The organism is Bifidobacterium sp. M3-N-101 (assembly GCF_023656805.1).
Classification (GTDB): Bacteria; Actinomycetota; Actinomycetes; order Actinomycetales; family Bifidobacteriaceae; genus Bifidobacterium; species Bifidobacterium breve.
Window position 1 is genome coordinate 79,308 of the sequence record NZ_JAMOKQ010000005.1, and the last position, 21,822, is coordinate 101,129.

Below are 21,822 nucleotides of genomic sequence, written 5' to 3' on the forward strand. Positions count from 1 at the left end.
GAAGGCACGTGTGGGCGGGCGCACGTGCCGAACAACGCACCAGTAAGGAGTTGCACGTGTCTACGGCTCGCGCTGTATCCAAGTCGTCTGCCACCCATTCGCCGTACCAGCGGCTGTTCTCGCTGCCCGGAACCAAAGCGTTCTGCATATCCGGGGCAGTGGCCCGTCTGCCAATCTCCATGATGAGCCTTGGCATTGTGCTGGCACTCAATCATTTGTACGATAACTGGACGATTGCCGGCACCATGAGCGCTGCCTATGTGCTCGCCATGAGCTGTGTCACCCCGTTCTACGCGCGCGCTTTCGACCGATTCGGCCAGGCTCGTGTCGGCCGTCTTGCACTCGCCGTGCAAATCGTCGCCATGCTGGCCTTCGCCTTCGCAGCGCTGATACGAGTGCCGATTCCACTGTTGTTCGTATTGGCCATCATCATGGGTCTGACCCAGTTCTCCTTTGGCGCCTTGGTCAGAACCCGCTGGTCATATGCGTTGCGCGGTGCCGAAGATGGCGAGCAACTACTCAACACCGCTTACGCCATGGAAGCGGCCATCGATGAGATTGTATTTATCCTCGGTCCGATCCTGGCCGCGTGGTTGGCCACCTCGGTGCACCCGGTTTCTCAGCTGTTTGTGCCAACCATGGCTTGCGGCATAGGCGGCACCGTGTTCTTCTCACTGAGATCCACCCAACCGCCGGTCATCGTGGAACAGGTCACTGTGGCTGCCGCCGACAATGGCCATCCAACACCAAGCGATGACGCCGATCAGCTGACGCTCCGCCAGCTCAAACGCAGCGGAGCCAAGCCCAAGAGTGTGTTGCTCTATGCCGGTGTGTTGCCTCTGCTGGCCGTGTTCATCGTATTCAACATGAGCTTTACCTCCTTTGACGTGTCGATCACCGCCATGATGAAATCCATGGGGCTAGAGCCTTTCCTCGGCCTGCAGCTGGCCATGTTCGCAGTCGGCTCCTGCATCGGAGCACTGGTTTTCGGCTCGCGGAAGATCAAGGGTTCCCATTGGGCACATATGGTGATGTTCCTCAGCCTGTTGACTGTGGGATACGTGTTCTTCCGCCTGACCATGGACAACCTCATCCTGTTGGGCGCCATGGAGATTCTGGCCGGACTTGTGGTCTCGCCAACATTCGCCACCGGCAATCTCATCGTCAAGGATTTGGTGCCGCCTGAATCCCTGACCGAAGGCCTGAGCTGGGTGACCACCGCAGGCACGGTCGGTACATCAATCGGCTCATCCGTGGCTGGCATTGTGCTCGACGCCTCCAGCCCGCATGTCGGCATGATGCTGCCGTTCCTATTCACGCTGGCTTCAGTACCGCTGGCCTTGGCTGGTTGGGCGCTGGCCAAACGGCGTGTGTAGATGGACGCGGGTATTGGCGCGAGGCCTTGCTGGTGATAGGCTGATTGCCGGTTGAATAACAGCGTTAACAAGAAGCGGGGAGTACGAATGATCAAGGTTTCGGTGGTCGGTGCCAAAGGACGTATGGGCTCGTATGTGGTCGAAGCAGTGAACAACGCCGCGGACACACAGCTGGCGCTTGCTTTGGACGCCGGTGACGACCTGACCCGGATCGCCTCCGACAACACTGATGTCGTGGTCGAGTTCACGGTACCGTCCGTCAGCCTGAACAACGTACTTACCCTGATTGGCCAAGGCGTGGATGTGGTGGTCGGCACCACTGGCTGGACTGATGAGAAGCTCGCCCAGGTCAAGGAAGCCATCGCGGGCGGGCCCAAGCCCGAAACCCAGAAGGTGTTCATCGCCCCCAACTTCGCGATTTCCGCTGTGCTGGCCGACTACTTTGCCACCAAGGCCGCCAAATACTTCGAATCCGCGGAAGTCATCGAACTGCACCACCCCACCAAGGTGGACGCCCCCTCTGGCACCGCCATCCACACTGCCCATGGCATCGCCGAAGCGCGCAAGGCCGCCGGTATGGCTCCCGTGCCGGATGCCACCGAAACCGACGGCGGCTCACGCGGTCAGGTGGTCGACGGCATTCACGTGCATGCCGTGCGCCTGCGCGGCCTCAACGCCCATGAGGAAGTGTTGTTCGGCAACGCCGGCGAGCAACTCACCATTCGTGCCGATAGCTTCGACCGCACCAGCTTCATGCCGGGCGTGCTGCTTGCCGTTCGCAAGCTCGCCACTGACGCCCCTGCTGGCCTGACCATCGGCCTCGATCACTTCCTTGATCTGTAAGCCGGCGGTAGTCGCCAGTCAAGACGTGACGAACGATTGACTGGCGGCTGCCGGCCATAATGGTACGTAATATAAGAGTCCACATTGGGAAGTACGGTGAACACTATGAGTGAGCATGACATGCATCTTCTTGACCCAGCGCCTTTTGGTCGCATTCTGCCGGCTATGGTAACCCCTATGAAATCCGACGGCAGTGTCGATTTCGATGCTGCGCAGAAGCTCGCCAAGCAGCTCGTCGCCGATGGTGCGGATGGTCTGGTGGTCAATGGCACCACTGGTGAATCGCCGGTCACCCACATGGACGAGAAGGTTAATCTGGTCAAGGCGGTCAAGGAAGTCGTTGACGTTCCGGTGATTTCCGGTGCTGGATCCAATGACACGGCTCATACCGTGCGTATGGTCGAGCAGACTCAGGAAGCGGGCGCCGATGCGGTGCTCGTCGTCATGCCCTATTATTCCCGCCCCTCGCAGGACGGTATCGTCGGCCATTACAGGGCCGTCGACGAATCCGCCGAAAAGCCGATTATCGTCTATGACGTTCCCGGCCGTACCGGCTTGAAGGTCAAGGTCAGCACTTACGACCGTTTGGCCGAACTCGAACACGTCAAGGCTGTCAAGGACGCCACCGGCGATCTTGCAGCCGCAGTGGAGAAGCAGCAGCGCACCGGCCTCGCCTGGTATTCCGGCGATGACGGCTTGTTCCTGCCGTTCCTTTCCATTGGCGCCGTCGGCATCATTTCGGTGATTGCCCATGTCGCCTCCAACCCCATGCAGCAGCTTGTCCAGGCATTTGATCGAGGCGACATCACCACCGCCCGCCGTCTTGCCAATCAGCTTGCCCCGCTTGTCCACGCGCTCAATGGCGACGGCTATCAGGCCGTCATGGCCAAGGCCGCGCTGAAGGTCAGAGGAGTTATTCCCTCCACCACCATGCGCCTGCCGAATATCGGCCCCGATGCCGCTCAGCTCGACAAGGCTGAAGAGGGCATGCGCGCCGCCGGACTGCTCTAAGCCCCTGCATACGGGTTGCCATCCCGCCGCTTCCGCATGACAGAGCGGAAGCAACACTCAAGAAAACAATTAAGAAGTTATGGCAACAGAACAGAAGAAATCAAAGACAACCAAAAGCTCCAACTCTCGTCGTCGCGGTTCCGCCCGCAACAGCAAGGCCAACGGTTCCAACAGCCGCACGCCGTCTCGTAAGATCAACGCCACCCAGCAGGCCACCGCTCCCCAGCAGGATGCCGTGCTGATCGCCCCGCCGAAGTACCGCAAGGGCTCCATGCGCATCACGCCGCTCGGCGGCTTGGGCGAAATCGGCCGCAACATGAACGTGATCGAATACAACGGTCACCTGCTGCTTATCGACTGCGGCGTGCTCTTCCCCGAAGAGGAGCAGCCGGGCGTCGATCTCATCCTGCCTGATTTCAGCTACATCAAGAACCGTCTCGACAAGGTCGACGCCCTGGTGCTCACCCACGGCCATGAAGACCACATCGGTGGCGTGCCTTACCTGCTGAAGCTGCGCCCGGATATTCCACTGATTGGTTCCAAACTGACTCTTGCCTTTGTGGACGCCAAGTGCAAGGAACACCGCCAGAACCCCGCCAAGGTGGAGGTCTCCGGCCGCGACAAGCTCAAGGTGGGTCCGTTCGACCTCGAATTCGTCAACGTCACCCACTCCATCCCGGATGCCCTGGCCGTTTACGTCAAGACCCCAGCCGGCTCCCTGATTGACACGGGCGACATCAAGCTCGACCAGCTGCCGCTCGATCACCGCATCACCGATCTCGTGGAGTTCGGCAAGATCGGCGAAAAGGGTGTGGATCTTTTGATGATGGATTCCACCAACGCCGAGGTTCCTGGCTTCGTCAAGCCGGAGACCTCCATCGGCCCGGCTCTTGACCAGGCATTTGCGCAGGCTACCCGCAAGATCATCGTCGCCAGCTTCTCCTCCCATGTGCACCGCGTGCAGCAGGTGGTGGATGCCGCCCACAAGTACGGCCGCAAGGTCGTGTTCGTCGGCCGTTCGATGGTGCGCAACATGTCCATCGCCGCCGATCTTGGCTATCTGCACATTCCTGAAGGCACCGTTGTAGACCTCAAGAAGGCCAACGACATTCAGGACGACAAGCTCGTCTACATGTGCACCGGCTCCCAAGGTGAGCCGATGGCCGCCCTTGGCCGTATCGCCGACGGCAACCACCGTGACATCCATATCAATGAGTTCGACACGGTGATTCTCGCCAGCTCCTTGATTCCGGGTAACGAGCACGGCGTCTACAAGGTCATCAACAAGCTGGTGCAGCTCGGCGCCAAGGTCGTCAACCGCGACAATGCCGCCGTGCACGTGTCCGGTCACTGCAATGAGGGCGAGCTGCTGTACATGTACAATATCGTCAAGCCCAAGTGCGCCATGCCTATCCACGGCGAAAACCGCCATCTGGTGGCCAACGGACTGATTGCCGTCAAGACCGGTGTCGACCCGCAGAACGTGGTGCTGGCCGAGGACGGCGACGTGGTCGACCTGTATCACGGCAAGGCCGCAGTCGTCGGCTCCGTGCCGTGCGGCTACGTGTACGTCGATGGCGATTCGGTTGGCGAGCTGACCGATGACGAACTCGAGAAGCGCCGCATCCTTGGTACTGAAGGCTTCGTCTCCGCGTTCGTGGTGGTCGATACCGATAACCACGAGGTCGTTACCGGCCCGAAGATCTACCTGAACGCCGTGGCCGAAGACGAAAGCGAGTTCGACAAGGTGCGTCACCAGATTGTCGAACAGCTGAACGACGCGATGATGCAGGGCACTCGCGACACCTACAAGCTGCAGCAGATTATGCGTCGTACACTCGGCGGATGGGTCGCCCGTCAGCTTCACCGTAAGCCGATGATCGTGCCTGTCGTGGCCGACATCGCTCAAGACGTCGAAATCGTAGACAACAACTGATCAGGATTATCCAGGGACGACCGTAAGGAGTAATTGAAGTCATGCCCGGTTCCAATCTCACTCGTGTCGAGGCCGAAGCACGCAAGGCCATCGTTGAGGCACCGATTCACTATCATGTCGACCTTGACCTGACGGTTGGCCCGAAGAACTTCGGTTCCAAGGCGCTGATCTGCTTCAGTGCAAAGCCTGGTTCATCGACATTCCTTGACCTGATTGCCGATGAGGTCACCGCCATCGAGCTCAATGGCAAGTCTCTGGACCCGGCTACGGCGTTCCAGGACAACCGCATTGAGCTTACGGATCTGAAGGAAAAGAACGAGGTCACCGTCGAGGCGCTGTGCCGCTACTCCAACACCGGCGAAGGCCTGCACCGTTCGGTCGACCCGTCCGATGGCAACATCTACCTGTACTCCCAGTTCGAGGTGCCGGATGCCCGCCGCGTCTACGCCGTGTTCGACCAACCTGACCTGAAGGCCACCTTCGATTTCAAGGTGCTCGCTCCCGCCAGCTGGATCGTCACCTCCAACATGCCGGTCGCCACCATCGAGGACGATCCGCGCGAAACCCTGGACGGCACACTTGGCGATAAGCCGAACGAAAGCACCCGCCTCTGGGACTTCCAGCCGACCCCGGTGATGAGCTCCTACCTGACCGCCATCTGCGCCGGCCCGTACGCCGAATGGCACACCGAATACCTTAACGAGGATGGCCGTACCGTGCCGATGGCCCAGTATTGCCGCCAGTCCCTGGCCGAGGCCTTCTCCAAGGACGTCGATTATCTGTTCGACATCACCAAGAAGGGCTTCGCGTTCTACGCCAAGACCTGGGGCGTGCCTTATCCGTACGCCAAGTTCGACCAGATCTACGTGCCTGAATACAACGCGGGCGCCATGGAGAACATCGGCATGGTCACCATCCGCGACTCCTACGTGTTCGAGTCCAAGGTGACCGATGCGCTGGCCGAGCGCCGCGTGGTCACCGTGCTGCACGAGCTGGCTCACATGTGGTTTGGCGACTACGTGACCATGAAGTGGTGGAACGACCTGTGGCTCAACGAGTCCTTCGCGGAGTTCACCTCCACGCTGGCCACCGCCGAGGCCACCGAATGGCACGATGCCTGGGCCACCTTCTGCTCCGGCGAGAAGAGCTGGGCGCTGCGTCAGGATCAGCTGCCCACCACGCACCCGATCGTCGCCCCGATCAACGACCTCAACGACACCTACGTCAACTTCGACGGCATCACCTATGCCAAGGGCGCGTCCGTCTTGAAACAGCTGGTGTTCTACGTGGGCCGTGAGCGCTTCTTCGAAGGCATCCACAACTACCTCATCCGCCATGCCTATTCCAACGCCACGCTGGCCGACCTGCTGGGCGAGCTGGAGAAGACCTCCGGCCGTGACCTGAAGGCCTGGAGCGCCAAGTGGCTCGAGGAATCCGGCATCAATACGATCGCCGCCGATATTAAGATGAACGCCAACGGCACCATCGCCGAGCTCAAGCTCACCCAGAGCGCCCCGGCCGAGCACCCGGTGCTGCGCCCGCATCGTCTGGCCATCGGTTTCTACAACGAAGATGCCGAGACCGGCAAGATCGTGCGCACTGAACAGTTCGAGCTCGATGTGGACGGCGAGACCACCATCGTCGAAGCCGCGGCCGGCAAGCAGCGCCCGGCCTTCGTGCTGATTAACGACGATGACCTGACCTACACCAAGATTCGCTTCGATGCCGAGTCTCAGGCCTTCGCCGAAGCCAACCTGCAGCGTTTCGACGATGCTCTGGCCCGCGCCGTGACCTGGCTCGCCTTCTGGGATATGACCCGTGACGGCGAATTCCCGGCCGAACGCTTCGTGGACATGACCCTGCGTCTGCTGGCCACGGAAACCGAATCCACCACCTTCCGCTATGCACTGGCCTGCATGAGCACCACCGCCCACCACTATGTGGCCCCCGCACGTCGCGAGGAGGTGCTGCGCCACGTGGCCGCCGAGCTGTGGACGCTGGCCAACGCCGCCGAAGCCGGTTCGGACACCCAGTTCCAGCTTGCCACCGCGTACCTGGGCTATGGCGAAGAGGGTGACGCGGCATTCGCCGCCAATGCGCGTGGTCTGCTGGACGGTACCGTGAAGCTGGACGGTCTGGACATCGACAACAACTTCACATGGACCATCATCCAGTCGCTCACCTCCGTCAACGAGATGACCAACGAGGACGTGGACGCGCAGCTTGCCAAGAAGGACACCACTGAAAACCGTGAGTTCGCTTACGGCGCTCGCGCTTCGATGGCCACGGTTGAGGCCAAGGAATGGGCTTGGGATCAGGCGCTGCACAACGACGAACTGACCAACTCCCAGCTTGAGGCCGTGGCCCGTGGCTTCTCCGCCACTCCGCGAGCCGATCTGGTCGAGCCGTTTGCCGCCAAGTATTTCGAGACCGTTGACTGGGTCTGGGCCAACAAGACCTATCACATGGCCGAGGCGTTGCTCAACGGCCTGTACCCGGGCTACGCCGATCCCGCCACGCTGACCAAGCTTGGTGACGCCTGGCTTGAGGAACACATTGCCGCCGACAACGCCCTGAAGCGTCTGATCGTCGAAAACGTGGCCTCCTCCCACCGCACCCTCAAGGTCCGCGAATACAACGAGGCCCTCTGATTTCTGGCTCCCCTCTCTGAGGGGAGTCCCTTCCGCGAGGAACCTCGCCCACATTCCAACATAAAACCCGCAACCAATCCCCAACAGCGTATTCTCACTCAAGGCCGGCAATGTACCGGTCGACGAGCGGAAGGATACGGGGAATGATTGCGGGTTTTGCTTCGCTGAGGGCCGTTCAGTGGGGTGTTTCCTCGGTTTGGTCGAGGTTGTGCTTCGCTGGTGACTGCTCAGTGGGGTACATCCTCAATCGGTTCGTGGTTTTGCTTCGCTGAGGGGCTGTGAGCGGGGTGAATTTTCGACTGGTTCGTGGTTTTGCCTCGCTGAGGGTTGTTCAGTGGGGTGTTTCCTCGGTTGATCCGATGATTTGCTTCGCTGATGGACCCCCGGCGCAGATTCCGTGGCGGTTTTTCGTTGGGTTGGTGTTTGGGGTGGAGCGCAGCGACTACGATGGTGCGGGTAACGCGATACAAGGAGTGGAACTTCATTATGCCGAACATGTTTGGAACCGATGGCGTACGAGGACTGGCCAATAGGGATTTGACCGCACGACTGGCGCTGGATCTGGGCGACGCCGCCGTGCGTGTGCTCGGTGACGCCGGTACGCAGGACGACCAGCCCGAGGGCCGCCGCCGTGCGCTGGTGGGCCGTGATACCCGCGTTTCCGGTGATTTCCTGGCTTCCGCGCTGTCCGCAGGCATGTCTGCCGGCGGCTTCGACGTGATCGATGCCGGCATCATCCCCACTCCTGGCGTGGCCTACCTGACTAGCGTGCTCAACGTCGAAATGGGTGCCGTGATTTCCGCCTCCCACAACCCGATGCCCGACAACGGCATCAAGTTCTTCGCACGCGGCGGCTTCAAGCTGCCCGACCAGAAGGAAGACGACATCGAGGCCGTGCTCGGCCAGGACTGGGACCGCCCGACCGGTGCTGGCGTGGGCCGCGTGAGCCACGACCAGACCACCGCCACCAACCTGTACATCGACCATCTGGTTTCCACCATCGCGCCGCTGAACGATGACCAGACCCAGCCCAAGCCGCTCAAGGGCCTGAAGATCGTGGCCGACTGCGCCAACGGCGCCACTTCCGTGGTGGCCCCCGAAGCGCTGCGCCGTGCCGGTGCGGACGTCATCGTGATCAACGCCTCGCCGGACGGCTACAACATCAACAAGAACGCCGGCTCCACCCACCCCGAGCAGCTGCAGGCCATGGTCAAAGCCACCGATGCTGTGATGGGCGTAGCTTTCGACGGTGACGCCGATCGCTGCCTGGCAGTGGACGAAGACGGCAACATGATCAACGGCGATCAGATCATGGGCATCCTCGCCCGCGCCAAGCAGCGTGAAGGCAAGCTCAACCACGACACCCTCGTGGTCACCGTGATGAGCAACCTCGGGCTGAAGCTCGCCCTGAAAGACATGGGCATCAAGACCGTGGAAACCGGCGTGGGTGATCGCTACGTGCTGGAAGAAATGCTCAAGGGCGATTACTCCCTCGGCGGCGAACAGTCCGGCCATGTGATCAACCGTGAGTTCGCCACCACCGGCGACGGCACCCTTACTGCCCTGACCCTGTGCAATGAGGTCGTCAAGTCCGGCAAGAGCCTCAAGGAACTTGCCGCAGACTTCCCGCAGCTGCCGCAGACCCTCATCAATGTGCCGAACGTCGACAAGAAGGCCGCCGCCGCCAACAAGCGCATCCAGGAAGCCGTGGCCCACGAGGAACAGCTGCTGGGCGACTCCGGCCGCGTGCTGCTGCGTCCCTCCGGCACCGAGCCGCTCGTGCGCGTGATGGCCGAGGCAGCCACCCAGGCCTACGCCGACGAAGTCTGCACCCGCCTCGCCAAGATCGTGGCCGAAGAACTGGCGCTATAACACACCACGGCTTTGCTCCCGCTGGCGGGAGCTGTCAGCCGCAGGCTGACTGAGAGTGGTTGATGAGGCTGAACCGCATGGAACCACCCTCAGTCTCATTCCATTCGACAGCTCCCGCCAGCGGGAGCAGCAAAGGAAAACACATGTTTGGAAAAAACGCCAAAGTAGACTTGGAACTTAACCGCGATGTCGAACGTCTGATTAAATCCGGCGGCAAAGAACAGATTCTGCCCATCGTGCAGGCTGGTGAACCAGTGCTGCGCCAGCAGACCGTGGCCTACAATGGCCAACTTTCCAAGCGCACGCTTGCCAAACTCATCGACACCATGCACACCACCATGCTCGAAGCGCCTGGAGTGGGCTTGGCCGCCACGCAGATCGGGCTCGGATTGGCGCTTGCCGTAGTCGAGGACCATGTGCGTGACGATGAGGACGATCCGCGTGAAATCGCCGAGTTCCCGTTCCATGTGATCATCAACCCCAAGTACACGCCGGTGGGGGAGAAGACCACCAGCTTCTTCGAGGGATGCCTGAGCTTTGATGGCTATCAGGCCGTGCGTAAGCGCTGGCTTGACATCACCGCTGAATGGGACGATGAAGACGGCAAACATCACAGCGAACAGCTGCACGGTTGGCCGGCTCGTATCTTCCAGCACGAGACCGATCACCTGAGCGGCGAACTATACATCGACAAGGCTGAAATCCGTTCGCTGACCACCAGCGAAAATCTCGAAGACCTCTGGTGCGACGATCCGGTACCCACAGAGGCCGCCGAAGAACTTGGTTTTGCATTATGACCGATTCCGCCTGGCTTGAGACCGCCAAAGATGACATCGCTCAGTGGGCGATGGTCATGACCAAGGACGCGGATGATAACCCCATTGATTGGCGGTGGGTACGTTCGCTTGACCTGTTTGGCGGACTTGGCCACACGGCCGGTGACAATCCGGCCCCTCAAGCCATCCATGATGCACTCAAAGCCGACTACGCCGTGCGCGATCGCTTGGAGCCGATCATCGCGCAATGCAACACCGCATTCATGACTGACTTTGATCGAATCATCGCATCCTACCGTCTGCCACGCGCACTGGCTTATGTCAATCGGCGATTGAACGACACCATCAACACCTTGCTTGATGCGGGGGAGCGCCGGCACCTGTGGAAGGTAAGTCGTGAACGGCAGGGGAGAGGCATGGCAGCGGTGCTCAAACCGTATTCCAGCGCCACAGCAGATCCCAATCAAGGCACACTTGATGCCGAGGCTGAAGGTGCGGACGGTTTTGCCGGCACTGTGGATATCGCCCTCGACGATATCCAAGACCGCTCCGCGGCGATTCTCAACGCCAGAGCCGAACGGCGCAGGGCCAAGCGTGAGCAAAGCCACGCGGGTAGGGTGGATATGGCTCGTGCCAACCTCTCCGGTGCAACGGCACCGGGTGGGAGCGTCACCTTGTTTAGCAATGACTCGTCAAGTTCTGGTGCCGCCGCGCATAAGCCCAAATCGGATTGGCGTGATGCCTACCTGCCGGGACGCGACGTGGACATGGTGATGGGCATCGACATCGAAACCACCGGTACCGATCCGGCTCGCGACTACATCATCGATGTCGGCTTTGAATTTATGAACATGGTCAGTCCGCGCCCAGCCGGTGCCGCGAACGGCTATGCGTATGAGCAGGGCTACTACGATGCCGGTGACGCCTATGGCCAGTCTCGCCTTGACTTCGGTGTTCCCCCGGCCAATGCGGCTCTCGGCAACGAACTCATTCGCAAACTCACAGGTATCGATGTGCGAGACCGCAGCAGCAAGGCCGGTCATCGGCTTTTCGATGAATGGCCGGAAGCCCAGACCGGTCTGCTCGCGCGCCTGACCCAGCAGCCATATGTGGCGCACAATGCCACCTTCGAACACAGCTGGTTCATGCTAAATGTCGCCGGATACGCCGAAGCCTATCGCGCCGGTCGCATCACCATCATCGACACCCTGCCCATGAGCAGGCAATGGGATCCTGGCTCAGTGCCCAACGATGAACACCCCTATGGTGATAACACGCTTGATGCTTATGCCAAGCGTCAGGGAGCGCTTGATTCAGCCCATAACGAACGGCATCTTGGACTGGAAGACACGCATATCATGCTGGTGGCCATGAAACACCACCTCGCAACCCTCAAGGCGCAGGGGCAGGGCCCGTGGGGTCCGGGCGGCAGAAGCGGCGTGGGCAGCAAATCATGCGGTCGTAAGTGGTGAGTACACTACTGACCTCGTGAGTGAATATCAGGACAGCCGACAACAGCGCGAAAACCGCCGCCGCACCATCGTGCGCGTGGTGTGCATCGTCGTGGCTGTTGCCATGCTTGGCTCCCTGATTGTCCCTGCTATCTATGCAGGTCTTTGACGTTGCCTTCGTGCATTTGCGCCCGCGGTTGAGCGCGTCTGATGCAGAAGGAGTGACGAGAAAAGTCTGCTGATCGGCTGCAGAAACACTCTTACGACATCACAACATCGCGGTGCCAGAACCATTACGGAATGTGCGAAGGCTGTCAACGAGGACGCGACATCCAAGAAAACTCGAAGTATCAACAGTTAAGGTAAGACACGATGGCAGAATTTGACTTTACCCAGACGATTGGCGAAGCTCGCGCCAAGTACGATTCCATCGCCAAGGCGTTGGATGTGGACCGTCTCAAGGCGGATATCAAGGATCTTGAGGCGCAGGCGGCGGCTCCGGGATTGTGGGACAACCCTGACAACGCACAGAAAATCACCAGCAAGCTCTCCGCAGCGGAATCGCAGCTCAAGCGTCTGACTTCCGCATCCCAGCGCATCGACGACGTGGAGACGCTCGTCGAGCTCGGCCAGGAGGAACAGGATCAGGAATCCTTGGACGAGGCGCAGAACGAGATCGGCGAGATTCAGAAGGATCTCGACCAAATGGAGATACAGACCCTGCTTGACGGCGAATACGACGAACGTTCCGCCGTGGTGACCATCCGCTCCGGCGCGGGTGGCGTGGATGCCGCCGACTTCGCGCAGATGCTGCTGCGCATGTACCTGCGCTACTGCGAGCGCAACGGCTTCAAGGCCAAGGTCATGGACACCTCCTACGCCGAAGAGGCCGGCATCAAGTCCGCCACGTTCCAGGTGGACGCCCCTTATGCATATGGCCGACTGTCTGTGGAAGGCGGCACTCACCGTCTGGTGCGTATCTCCCCGTTCGACAATCAGGGCCGCCGCCAGACCAGCTTCGCCGCTGTGGAAGTGGTGCCTCTGGTTGAGGCCACCGATCACGTTGACATTCCGGACACGGATATCCGTGTGGACACCTACTGCTCCTCCGGCCCCGGCGGCCAGGGTGTGAACACCACGTACTCCGCCGTGCGCATCACCCACTTGCCCACCGGCATCGTGGTCACCATGCAGGACGAGCGCTCGCAGATTCAGAACCGCGCCTCCGCCATGGCCGTGCTCCAGTCCCGATTGCTGGTGCTGCGACACGAGGAAGAGGCCAAGAAGAAGAAGGAGCTCGCCGGAGACATCAAGGCCAGCTGGGGCGATCAGATGCGTTCCTACGTGCTGCATCCCTACCAGATGGTCAAGGATCTGCGTACCGGTTACGAGACCAGCCAGACCCAGGCCGTGTTCGATGGTGACATCAACAACTTCATCGAAGCCGGCATCCGCTGGCGTCATGAACAGCGTCGTGCTGCCGAGAACGAGGAGTAATCATGGCTTTGATTGCATTGGACGATGTGTCCAAGATTTACCCCAAGGGTACTCGTCCCGCGCTTGATGGCATCAACCTCAGCATAGAGCGTGGCGACTTCGTGTTCCTGGTGGGCGCATCCGGATCCGGTAAAACCACGCTGCTGAGCCTGCTGTTGCGCGAGGAGGAGGCCACCAGCGGTGAGATTCGTGTGGCCGGCAACGACTTGCGCCGTATCGCTAACCGTCAGGTGCCGCATTACCGCCGTACGCTGGGCTTCGTGTTCCAGGACTACAAGCTGCTCAACAACAAAACCGTGTGGGAGAACGTGGCGTTCGCGCTCGAGGTGATCGGTACCCGCCGTTCCACCATTAAGTCTTTGGTGCCCAAGGTGCTGGACACCGTGGGTCTTACCGGCAAAGAGAAGAACTATCCGCATGAGCTGTCCGGTGGCGAGCAGCAGCGCGTGGCCATCGCCCGTGCGTATGTGAACCACCCGCAGATCCTGTTGGCCGACGAGCCCACCGGCAACCTTGACCCGACCACATCGCTGGGCATTATGGAGGTGTTGGACGCTATCAACCGTACCGGCACCACCATCGTGATGGCCACACATAACGAAGAGATCGTCAACTCGATGCGCAAGCGCGTTGTCGAACTGCACGGTGGCAAGATCGTGCGTGATGAGGCCCACGGTTCCTACGATTCCGCCCTGTACTTCCCCGATGCCGAGGCCGAAGCTAAATTCGGCAGGGCCAACCACATCCCCGATGCCCGGACCAACGCCATCGCCGCGCCGGAGGAGGGCGAGCCGTCCGAAGGCATCGCACGTCTGGCCAATTCCGTGCATTCCGGGCGAACCGGCCGCTACGGTGAGACTTTTGCGCCGTTGGAAGACACGTTGACATGGGGCAAGGGCCTGACTTTGGACGAGCAGGCTGCATCCCTCGAAGCCACCCAGGCTTTCGATTCGTTGCATCCCGAGGAAAGTGTCAGCAGTACGACAGTCGAGGTTTCCGAAACGCTCGCTGTGCCGGAGACGTCCGTTGCCGGTGAGATACCTGAGCAGCAGTCCGTCGGCGACGGCGAAGGGACGAACCAGGCCGAGCCCTCGTCAGTGCAAGCAGACGAGGTGCCTATGCCGCCGGCTCCGCCAGCCCCACCTGCGCCGCCGAGCGCCGAATCCCAGAGTGCAACCAGCGAAGGCAAGGAGGAGTAGCCCATGCGTATGCGATTCATCCTGTCTGAAACAGGAACCAATCTGAGGCGTAACCTGTCCATGCTGCTCTCGCTCATGCTGGTCACGTTCATCTCATTCCTGTTCATCGGCGCTTCCGTGCTTACTCAGGCCCAGATCACCAAGGCCAAGGGCGATTGGTATGACAAGGTCGAAGTCGTGGTTTGGCTGTGCCCGGATGGTACGAGCCAGTCCGCCAACTGCGCATCCGGTAAGTCGCCGTCTGCGGCCGAAATCACGGCACTGCAGAAGACCATCCGCGACGAGCTCAACGATGTGGTGTCCAACATCAACTATGTGAGCAAGCAGGACTTCTACAACAACACCTTCACCAAGCAGTACCCGAATGGCGAATTCCAAGGTCGTACGCTGACTGCCGACGATATGCAGGATTCCCTGTGGCTGAAGCTCAAGGACCCCACCAAGTATCAGGTGGTCGCCGAAGTGCTCTCCAGTAAGGAGGGCGTGGAAGACGTCACCGATCAGCGGCAGATCTTCGATCCCGTATTCGCCATTCTGAATCGCGCCACTGCGGTCACGGCCGTTCTGGCAGGCGTAATGGTGTTGGTGGCCATCCTGCTGACCGGTACTACGATTCGCATGTCCGCAGCATCCAGACGCACTGAAACCGAAATCATGCGGTACGTGGGTGCCTCGAACTGGACGATTCGTCTGCCCTTCATCTTGGAAGGCGCCATCGCTTCCGGTATCGGTTCGATACTCTCCTGCGTGATGTTGTCGGTAATCGTGCATGTGTTCATCACCGGGTGGTTGGCTCAATCAGTGACTTGGATTCCGTACGTGAATCAGATGACCGTGCTGCTGATTTCCCCGTTCCTGGTCGTGGGGGCGGTGCTGCTTTCGGTGATTGCCTCCACCATTTCTCTGCGACGGTACCTTCGCGCGTAAGACGTATCACACTCACTGCGGGTGGCGTTCCCAGATTCGCATGTTATGGTGTGGTCTATTGCGACGGAAAGGATTTATATGACTAAGGCGAAAACGATGAGGCCAGTGTTGGCCGCATGCGCGGCCAGCGCCATATGCGTGGCCGGGCTGCTGGCCAGCCCTGTTCAGCCGGCGCGGGCAAACACCTATTCGAATTTGGTCAATGCGCAGAGCCAGCATGCCGCATCCGTGCAGCGTGAAGCCCATCTAAAGCAGCAGCTAGCCGGTGCGAGCACCGAACTGGCCGACAAGATCATGGAATTGGATGATCTGACCAACAACAAGATCGTCGCCGCGCAGGATAAAGTCACCCAGGCCAATGCCGACGCCGCCACGGCTCAGGAAGAAGCCGATGCCGCTGCCTCAAGACGGGAAGCCGCGCAGAAGGACAAGGAAGATCTCGAGGCTCAGATCGAGAAAACCGGTAAGGACTACGACGACGCCCATGCCGCTGTGGCCCAATTGGCCCGTGAAGAGCAGCATGGTTCCGATGCCTCGGAGATTATGAGCGTGGTCACTGGTGCCTCGAGTACCAAGGACTTCGTCAACTCGATGCAGTCGCGTGACGCACTGTCTCGTAACGAGGCTAATGCTGCCTCCTCAGCGGCCACCGAGCTTAATACCTCGATGAACCGCAGCGAGCGTCTGGACGCGATCGAGAAGCAGATCGCCACACTGAAGACCCAGGCCGACAACAAGGCCGCCGCGGCTCAGAGCGCCGCGGAAACCGCGCAAAATGAGCGTGATGCTCTGGAACAGCTGCGCCAGGAGGGCGAAGCCAGGCGCAATGAACTGACCGGTATGGTGTCCAGCCTGAAGTCCCAGTCGGCGAAGCAGGCCGCGCAGACCGTGCTGATCGCTTCTCAGGTGGATTCCTACAACCAGCAGTACATCAAGGAACAGGCAACCGCCAACGGCCAGGTCAGCAGCGGCCAGCAGAGCACTGGTGGTTCGGCCGCACCTGCTCCTTCCGCACCTGCTCCGTCCGCTCCCTCCGGTGGCAGCACGTCTGCCGGCGGAAGCACGGGACAGGGCACCTCGAATGGTGATGTCGGCAACCGGTATGTGGCCGGCCAATGCACGTGGTATGCGTACAACCGGCGTAAGGAGATGGGCATCGGCACGCCATCGTTCCTGCACAATGGCGGCCAGTGGTACATTTACGCTCCCCAATACGGTTTGCGGGTGGATCACAGCCCGCAGGTTGGCGCGGCTCTCTCCTTCCCGCCGGGTGTGGCTGGCGCTGATGGCTACTACGGTCACGTGGCCGTGGTGGAAGCCGTGTACGGCAACTCGATTCTGATTTCCGAAATGAACGTCAAGGGCGAGTTCATCGTCAGCCAGCGCGTTCTGTACAATCCCGGTCAGTACTGGTACGTTCACTGATCCGGCTGTACCGAATTACGTTATGCAAGGCCCCGTTTGGGGCCTTGTTCGTATGTGCAGATGGTTCATGATATTCTCATATGTTGCGTTGCACCCACGAAAGGAGGGAACCCATGCCCAAGGAGGCCGGCGAAAAGCTGATCGTGCAGAATAAGAAGGCCCGGCACGACTACGCCATCGAAGACAAGTATGAGGCCGGATTGGCGTTGACCGGCACTGAGGTCAAGTCATTGCGCGAAGGCCGCGCGTCTCTGTCCGAGGCGTTCGTTTCCATCGATCGCCGTGGAGAGATGTGGCTTGAGGGGGCGAATATCCCCGAATACCTGAACGGCACATGGAACAATCATGCGCCCAAGCGCAAGCGTAAGCTGTTGCTGCATCGCGTGCAGATCACGAAGCTCGCTCGCGGCATCGAGGCCAAGGGATACACGATTGTGCCGTTGAGCCTGTATTTCAAGGACGGTCGCGTCAAAGCGGAAATCGCCCTTGCCCGAGGCAAGAGGGAATTCGACAAGCGTCAGGCTCTACGTGAGGAGCAGGACAAGCGCGAGGCCCTGCGCGCCATGCGCTATGCCAACATGCGTCACTGATTTGTCCACGTTGCGGACTTTTTCGCCCATGATTAACGCCTTGGTAGCACAACGCTCCTAATCTCTGGAGCCATCTGGGAAACATACCCGCCCAGCTGACTATCCGGAGAGAGGAAATCCAATGTCTCTAAGCAAGGGAATACAATCCGCTGCGGCCGCAGCTCTGAGCGCCGCCATGCTGATCGCCGTGGCCGCCTGCGGCACGAGCGATAGCGCGGACACTGCATCCAAATCTGCTGATTCCAAAGATTCATCCAGTACGCAAGGCTTCGACACCAGCGGCATCAAGAAAGACGATGAGATCGCCGCGCTGCTGCCCGATTCCGTGGCCGGCGACGGCACGCTGACCGTCGGCACCGATACTTCCTATGCCCCGGCCGAGTTCCTGGCCGAGGACGGCAGGACCCCGGTCGGCTTTGATGTCGACCTGTCCAAGGCGCTGGCCGCAGTGTTCGGACTGAAGGAAAACACCGTCTCCTCCACGTTCGATTCGATTATCCCGTCCGTCGGCTCCAAGTACGACATCGGCATCTCCTCCTTCACCGTGACCAAGGAGCGCATGGAGGCCGTGGACTTCGTGACCTACTTCAAGGCCGGTTCCACGTTTGTGGTGCAGAAGGGCAACCCGAAGAAGATCGATACCTCCAACCTGTGTGGCGTGAAGGTGGCTGTGCAGACCGGTACCACCCAGGAAGAGGAAGTCAACAAGGATAACGAGCAGTGCAAGGCGGACGGTAAGGATGCCATCGACATCCAGTCCTCCAAGCTGCAGACCGATGTGACCACCGCCGTGGCTTCCGGTAAGGCTGATATCTTCTACGCCGATACGCCGGTTGCCGGCTACGCCATCAAGCAGACCGGTGATACGCTCGAGGCCCTCGGCGAGGATGTTGGCGTGACCCCTGAGGCCGTGGCCGTCAAGAAGGGCGATTCCAAGACCGCCGAAGCCGTGCAGAAGGCCATCCAGAAGCTGATGGATGATGGCACGTATAAGAAGATCCTCGACACGTGGGGCGTCTCTTCCGGTGCCGTCGACAAGGCCGAGATCAATCCGTCCATCGAATAGTTTCGGTTACTATGAAGACTCCCGTTGCTCTGCGGCGGGAGTCTATTTGTATATGTATGCACTGTGGTGTATAAATATGCTTAACCGTTGATCGTTGCCACATAAGCGGCGTAAGAGAGAAGAAGAAACGATTATGCAGTCCACCAAACTGAAGTCCATGATGGCCATGGCGCTGAGCTCGGCCATGCTGTTCGCCACCGCCGCTTGCGGCACCTCCGACAAGGCCGATGCCGGTACGGACTCCGCCAAGGGCTCCGATGCCGCCACCATCACCAGCTACGATGTCAGCTCCGTGAAGAAGGACGACGCCATCGCCGCCCTGCTGCCCGAATCCGTGACCAAGGACGGCAAGCTCACCATCGGCACCAATCCTTCCTACGCCCCGGCCGAATTCCTCGACGCTGACGGCAAGACCCAGATCGGCTATGACATGGACCTCGCCCGTGCGCTGGGCAACATCTTCGGTTTGGACACCGAAATCGTCTCCTCCAACTTCGACACCATCATCCCGGCCATCGGCACCAAGTATGACCTCGGCATCGCCGCGTTCACCATCACCAAGGAACGTATGCAGTCCGTGGACTTCGTCTCCTACTTCACCGCCGGCATGGGCTACGCGGTGGCCAAAGGCAACCCCAAGAACGTGAACCCGGATGACCTGTGCGGCCTGAACGTCGCCGTCGAGACCGGCACCGTCGAGGAGGACGCCATCAACGAGACCGCCAAGCAGTGCAAGGCGGACGGCAAGAAGGACATCACCATCCAGTCCTCCAAGCAGCAGACCGACGCCACCACCGCCGTGGTGACCGGCAAGGCCGACGTGTTCTTCGCCGATTCCCCGGTGGTCGGCTACGCCATCGCCCAGACCGAGGGCCAGCTGGAACAGCTCGGCAAGGACTTCGACTCCGTGCCGAACGCCATCGCCATCAAGAAGAGCGATTCCCAGACCACCGATGCCGTGCAGAAGGCCATGCAGAAGCTCATGGACGACGGCACCTACGGCAAGATTCTCCAGCACTGGGGTGTGGAATCCGGCGCTCTGGACAAGGCCGAGATCAACCCGTCCGTCGACTGAGCGTACACAGCGGTCAATCAGCATCAAGCAATCCAGATGGGGCGTACTGTATGTAACACAGGCGCCCCATCTGTGCGCTAAGGTTCAACGCTAGTTGCAACTATCGCAGCCCAGGCTGCCCAAAGACACCCAAGGAACCAAACTATGGCGAAGAAAGAAGTCGACGGCGAAGGATTGAACATCCCCAACCGCATCAAGGCGCTGCCGGTCAAGCGCCCCGGCCCGATTGTGGCCGCCGTGATTGTGGTGCTGCTCGCCGCGATGTTTATTCAGGGCATGATCAGCAATCCACGATTGGATTGGCCCACGGTCTGGAAGTACCTATTCAACGAGAACGTACTTGAAGGTATCCAGTACACGCTCACCCTGACCGTGATTTCCATGGTCGTGGCCATCATCCTGTCGGTGATTCTCGCCATTATGCGCAAGTCCATCAATCCGGTGCTGCGCGGTGTCAGCTGGTTCTTCATCTGGTTCTTCCGCGGTACGCCTGTGTACACGCAGCTCATCTTCTGGGGTCTGTTCGCCGTGCTGATTCCAAAAATCAGCCTTGGCATTCCCTTTACCTCAGTGAAATTCTGGAGCATCGACTCCAACGTGGTGGTCACTGCATTCAATGCGGCGTGGATTGGCTTGGCCCTGAACGAGGCCGCCTACCTGTCCGAAATCGTGCGCGCCGGTCTTGAAGCCGTGGATCCCGGCCAGACTGAGGCCGCCAAGGCGCTGGGCATGAACCGCACACTTATCATGCGTCGTATTGTGCTGCCGCAGGCCATGCGCATCATCATCCCGCCCACCGGCAACGAGACCATCGGCATGCTGAAGACCACCTCGCTGGTCACCGCCGTGCCGTTCACCCTCGAACTGCAGTTTGCCACCAACGCCATCGCCAACCGTATCTACAAGCCGATTCCACTGCTGATCGTGGCCTGCTTCTGGTATCTGCTGATTACCTCCATCCTTATGGTGTGCCAGTCCCGCCTCGAAGCGCACTTCGGCAAGGGCTTCGATGCCCGACCGGTGGGCACCAAGGGCAAGCAGGCGCCATTGCCGGGTAAGACCGACGGTGAGCCGAAGGATGACGTGGACAAGCTCAACCAGACCACATTTGTCGGATTGAATGCATAAGGCGGGAGTGCGATTATGACTATGAATGACATCACCAGTGTTGTCCCAGCCGTGCACAAGGCGGCTGACGGTTCCGTGATTCCCGCTGTCAAGGCGGTGCAGGTGCACAAGGCCTTCGGCCCACTGCATGTGCTCAAGGGCATCGATCTGACCGTTATGCCCGGTACCGTGACGGTGATTCTGGGACCCTCTGGTTCCGGCAAGTCCACATTCCTACGCCTGATCAACCAGCTGGAGACTTTGACCGGCGGTTCGATCGAGGTGGACGGCGAACTCATCGGATACAAGCATGTGACCAAGAACGGTCAGGATGTGCTGCAGACTCTGGATGACAAGGAGATCGCTGCGCAGCGTTCCCGCCTGGGCATGGTGTTCCAGCGCTTCAACCTGTTCCCGCACATGACCGCCCTCGAAAACGTGATGGAAGCTCCGGTGCATGTGCAGCACAAGTCCAAGAGTGAAGCACGCGCACTGGCCGAAGCCGAGTTGCAGCGCGTCGGTCTGGGCGATCGTATGGATTACTACCCGTCACAGCTTTCCGGTGGCCAGCAGCAGCGTGTGGCCATCGCCCGTGCTCTGGCCATGAAGCCGGAAATCATGCTGTTCGACGAGCCGACTTCCGCCCTTGACCCCGAGCTGGTGGGCGAAGTGCTCAATGTGATGCTTTCCTTGGCCAAGGAGGGTATGACGATGGTGTGCGTGACGCACGAGATCGGCTTTGCACGTGAGGTCGCCGATCAGATTGTGTTTATGGATGGTGGTGTGGTCGTGGAAAAAGGCGGCCCCGAAATCATCGACAATCCGACCGAACCGAGGTTCAAAGACTTCCTGCAGCACGTGCTGTAGTCCGCACTCTGGCTTCCCTCTGAAGAGGGGAACCGTTTTTTGCGCCCCCGCTGGCGGGGGCTGTCATGCAACGCATGACTGGGGGTGGTTCCTCTGATATGGCGGGAACCACCCCCAGTCGGCTCCGCCAACAGCCCCCGCCAGCGGGGGCAC

The 21,822-nt window shown here is 60.0% G+C and carries 18 protein-coding genes; all 18 read left to right on the forward strand.

Translation table 11 applies throughout. The features are described 5' to 3' along the window. Positions 1-56: 56 nt before the first annotated feature. Entirely contained in the window at positions 57-1,376 is a 1,320-nt protein-coding gene (locus NBH12_RS04960) for an MFS transporter (protein WP_052787391.1), read from the forward strand. A gap of 87 nt (positions 1,377-1,463) precedes the next feature. After that, on the forward strand, positions 1,464-2,219 hold the full coding sequence (gene dapB / locus NBH12_RS04965) for a 4-hydroxy-tetrahydrodipicolinate reductase (RefSeq protein WP_065464823.1): 756 nt from the start codon (positions 1,464-1,466) through the stop codon (positions 2,217-2,219). Positions 2,220-2,324: 105 nt separating this feature from the next. Next, complete coding sequence (gene dapA / locus NBH12_RS04970; RefSeq protein WP_065505534.1) at positions 2,325-3,230, forward strand: 4-hydroxy-tetrahydrodipicolinate synthase; 906 nt, start codon at positions 2,325-2,327, stop codon at positions 3,228-3,230. 79 nt (positions 3,231-3,309) lie between these two features. After that, the gene (locus NBH12_RS04975; RefSeq protein ID WP_250819239.1) at positions 3,310-5,166 is read left to right on the forward strand and encodes a ribonuclease J; all 1,857 of its coding nucleotides are present in this window, start codon (positions 3,310-3,312) and stop codon (positions 5,164-5,166) included. Positions 5,167-5,207: 41 nt separating this feature from the next. Beyond that, positions 5,208-7,817 (forward strand): aminopeptidase N, encoded by a 2,610-nt coding sequence (gene pepN / locus NBH12_RS04980; RefSeq protein WP_250819240.1) that lies wholly within the window; start codon positions 5,208-5,210, stop codon positions 7,815-7,817. Between the two features lie 486 nt (positions 7,818-8,303). After that, the gene (gene glmM, locus NBH12_RS04985) at positions 8,304-9,689 is read left to right on the forward strand and encodes a phosphoglucosamine mutase (RefSeq protein ID WP_025301082.1); all 1,386 of its coding nucleotides are present in this window, start codon (positions 8,304-8,306) and stop codon (positions 9,687-9,689) included. Positions 9,690-9,832: 143 nt separating this feature from the next. Continuing rightward, complete coding sequence (locus NBH12_RS04990; protein WP_003828469.1) at positions 9,833-10,486, forward strand: peptide deformylase; 654 nt, start codon at positions 9,833-9,835, stop codon at positions 10,484-10,486. Beyond that, positions 10,483-11,937 (forward strand): 3'-5' exonuclease, encoded by a 1,455-nt coding sequence (locus tag NBH12_RS04995; protein WP_250819241.1) that lies wholly within the window; start codon positions 10,483-10,485, stop codon positions 11,935-11,937. Before NBH12_RS04990 ends, NBH12_RS04995 begins: the two co-directional genes overlap by 4 nt. Positions 11,938-11,953: 16 nt before the next feature. Beyond that, positions 11,954-12,085, forward strand: coding sequence for a hypothetical protein (locus NBH12_RS10840; protein WP_003828472.1), 132 nt, complete (start codon positions 11,954-11,956; stop codon positions 12,083-12,085). 203 nt (positions 12,086-12,288) lie between these two features. After that, positions 12,289-13,413: a peptide chain release factor 2 gene (gene prfB, locus NBH12_RS05000; protein WP_106622201.1), complete on the forward strand. Its 1,125-nt coding sequence runs from the start codon at positions 12,289-12,291 to the stop codon at positions 13,411-13,413. A 2-nt stretch (positions 13,414-13,415) separates the two neighbouring features. Continuing rightward, positions 13,416-14,612: a cell division ATP-binding protein FtsE gene (gene ftsE / locus NBH12_RS05005; RefSeq protein WP_003828475.1), complete on the forward strand. Its 1,197-nt coding sequence runs from the start codon at positions 13,416-13,418 to the stop codon at positions 14,610-14,612. A gap of 3 nt (positions 14,613-14,615) precedes the next feature. Beyond that, on the forward strand, positions 14,616-15,539 hold the full coding sequence (gene ftsX, locus NBH12_RS05010) for a permease-like cell division protein FtsX (protein ID WP_003828477.1): 924 nt from the start codon (positions 14,616-14,618) through the stop codon (positions 15,537-15,539). 78 nt (positions 15,540-15,617) lie between these two features. Continuing rightward, positions 15,618-16,964, forward strand: a complete 1,347-nt coding sequence (locus tag NBH12_RS05015; RefSeq protein ID WP_250819242.1) for a CHAP domain-containing protein — start codon at positions 15,618-15,620, stop codon at positions 16,962-16,964. Positions 16,965-17,077: 113 nt separating this feature from the next. Further along, positions 17,078-17,554, forward strand: a complete 477-nt coding sequence (gene smpB / locus NBH12_RS05020) for an SsrA-binding protein SmpB (RefSeq protein WP_003828480.1) — start codon at positions 17,078-17,080, stop codon at positions 17,552-17,554. 121 nt (positions 17,555-17,675) lie between these two features. Continuing rightward, positions 17,676-18,620, forward strand: coding sequence for an ABC transporter substrate-binding protein (locus tag NBH12_RS05025; RefSeq protein WP_016462316.1), 945 nt, complete (start codon positions 17,676-17,678; stop codon positions 18,618-18,620). Between the two features lie 133 nt (positions 18,621-18,753). Continuing rightward, positions 18,754-19,695 (forward strand): ABC transporter substrate-binding protein, encoded by a 942-nt coding sequence (locus tag NBH12_RS05030; RefSeq protein WP_025299601.1) that lies wholly within the window; start codon positions 18,754-18,756, stop codon positions 19,693-19,695. 144 nt (positions 19,696-19,839) lie between these two features. Beyond that, positions 19,840-20,823, forward strand: coding sequence for an amino acid ABC transporter permease (locus tag NBH12_RS05035; RefSeq protein ID WP_050824688.1), 984 nt, complete (start codon positions 19,840-19,842; stop codon positions 20,821-20,823). A 15-nt stretch (positions 20,824-20,838) separates the two neighbouring features. Beyond that, positions 20,839-21,669 carry an amino acid ABC transporter ATP-binding protein gene (locus tag NBH12_RS05040; protein ID WP_015438518.1) on the forward strand — a complete coding sequence of 277 codons (831 nt, stop codon included), beginning with the start codon at positions 20,839-20,841 and terminating at the stop codon, positions 21,667-21,669. Positions 21,670-21,822: the final 153 nt, after the last annotated feature.

Coding starts and splice junctions, on each gene's coding strand:
- NBH12_RS04995 (WP_250819241.1), top strand. CDS start 10,483: ATGACCGATTCCGCCTGGCTTGAGACCGCCAAAGATGACATCGCTCAG.
- NBH12_RS05035 (WP_050824688.1), top strand. CDS start 19,840: ATGGCGAAGAAAGAAGTCGACGGCGAAGGATTGAACATCCCCAACCGC.
- glmM (WP_025301082.1), top strand. CDS start 8,304: ATGCCGAACATGTTTGGAACCGATGGCGTACGAGGACTGGCCAATAGG.
- NBH12_RS05015 (WP_250819242.1), top strand. CDS start 15,618: ATGACTAAGGCGAAAACGATGAGGCCAGTGTTGGCCGCATGCGCGGCC.
- NBH12_RS05030 (WP_025299601.1), top strand. CDS start 18,754: ATGCAGTCCACCAAACTGAAGTCCATGATGGCCATGGCGCTGAGCTCG.
- ftsE (WP_003828475.1), top strand. CDS start 13,416: ATGGCTTTGATTGCATTGGACGATGTGTCCAAGATTTACCCCAAGGGT.
- NBH12_RS04975 (WP_250819239.1), top strand. CDS start 3,310: ATGGCAACAGAACAGAAGAAATCAAAGACAACCAAAAGCTCCAACTCT.
- ftsX (WP_003828477.1), top strand. CDS start 14,616: ATGCGTATGCGATTCATCCTGTCTGAAACAGGAACCAATCTGAGGCGT.
- pepN (WP_250819240.1), top strand. CDS start 5,208: ATGCCCGGTTCCAATCTCACTCGTGTCGAGGCCGAAGCACGCAAGGCC.
- NBH12_RS04990 (WP_003828469.1), top strand. CDS start 9,833: ATGTTTGGAAAAAACGCCAAAGTAGACTTGGAACTTAACCGCGATGTC.
- smpB (WP_003828480.1), top strand. CDS start 17,078: ATGCCCAAGGAGGCCGGCGAAAAGCTGATCGTGCAGAATAAGAAGGCC.
- prfB (WP_106622201.1), top strand. CDS start 12,289: ATGGCAGAATTTGACTTTACCCAGACGATTGGCGAAGCTCGCGCCAAG.
- NBH12_RS05040 (WP_015438518.1), top strand. CDS start 20,839: ATGACTATGAATGACATCACCAGTGTTGTCCCAGCCGTGCACAAGGCG.
- NBH12_RS05025 (WP_016462316.1), top strand. CDS start 17,676: ATGTCTCTAAGCAAGGGAATACAATCCGCTGCGGCCGCAGCTCTGAGC.
- dapB (WP_065464823.1), top strand. CDS start 1,464: ATGATCAAGGTTTCGGTGGTCGGTGCCAAAGGACGTATGGGCTCGTAT.
- dapA (WP_065505534.1), top strand. CDS start 2,325: ATGAGTGAGCATGACATGCATCTTCTTGACCCAGCGCCTTTTGGTCGC.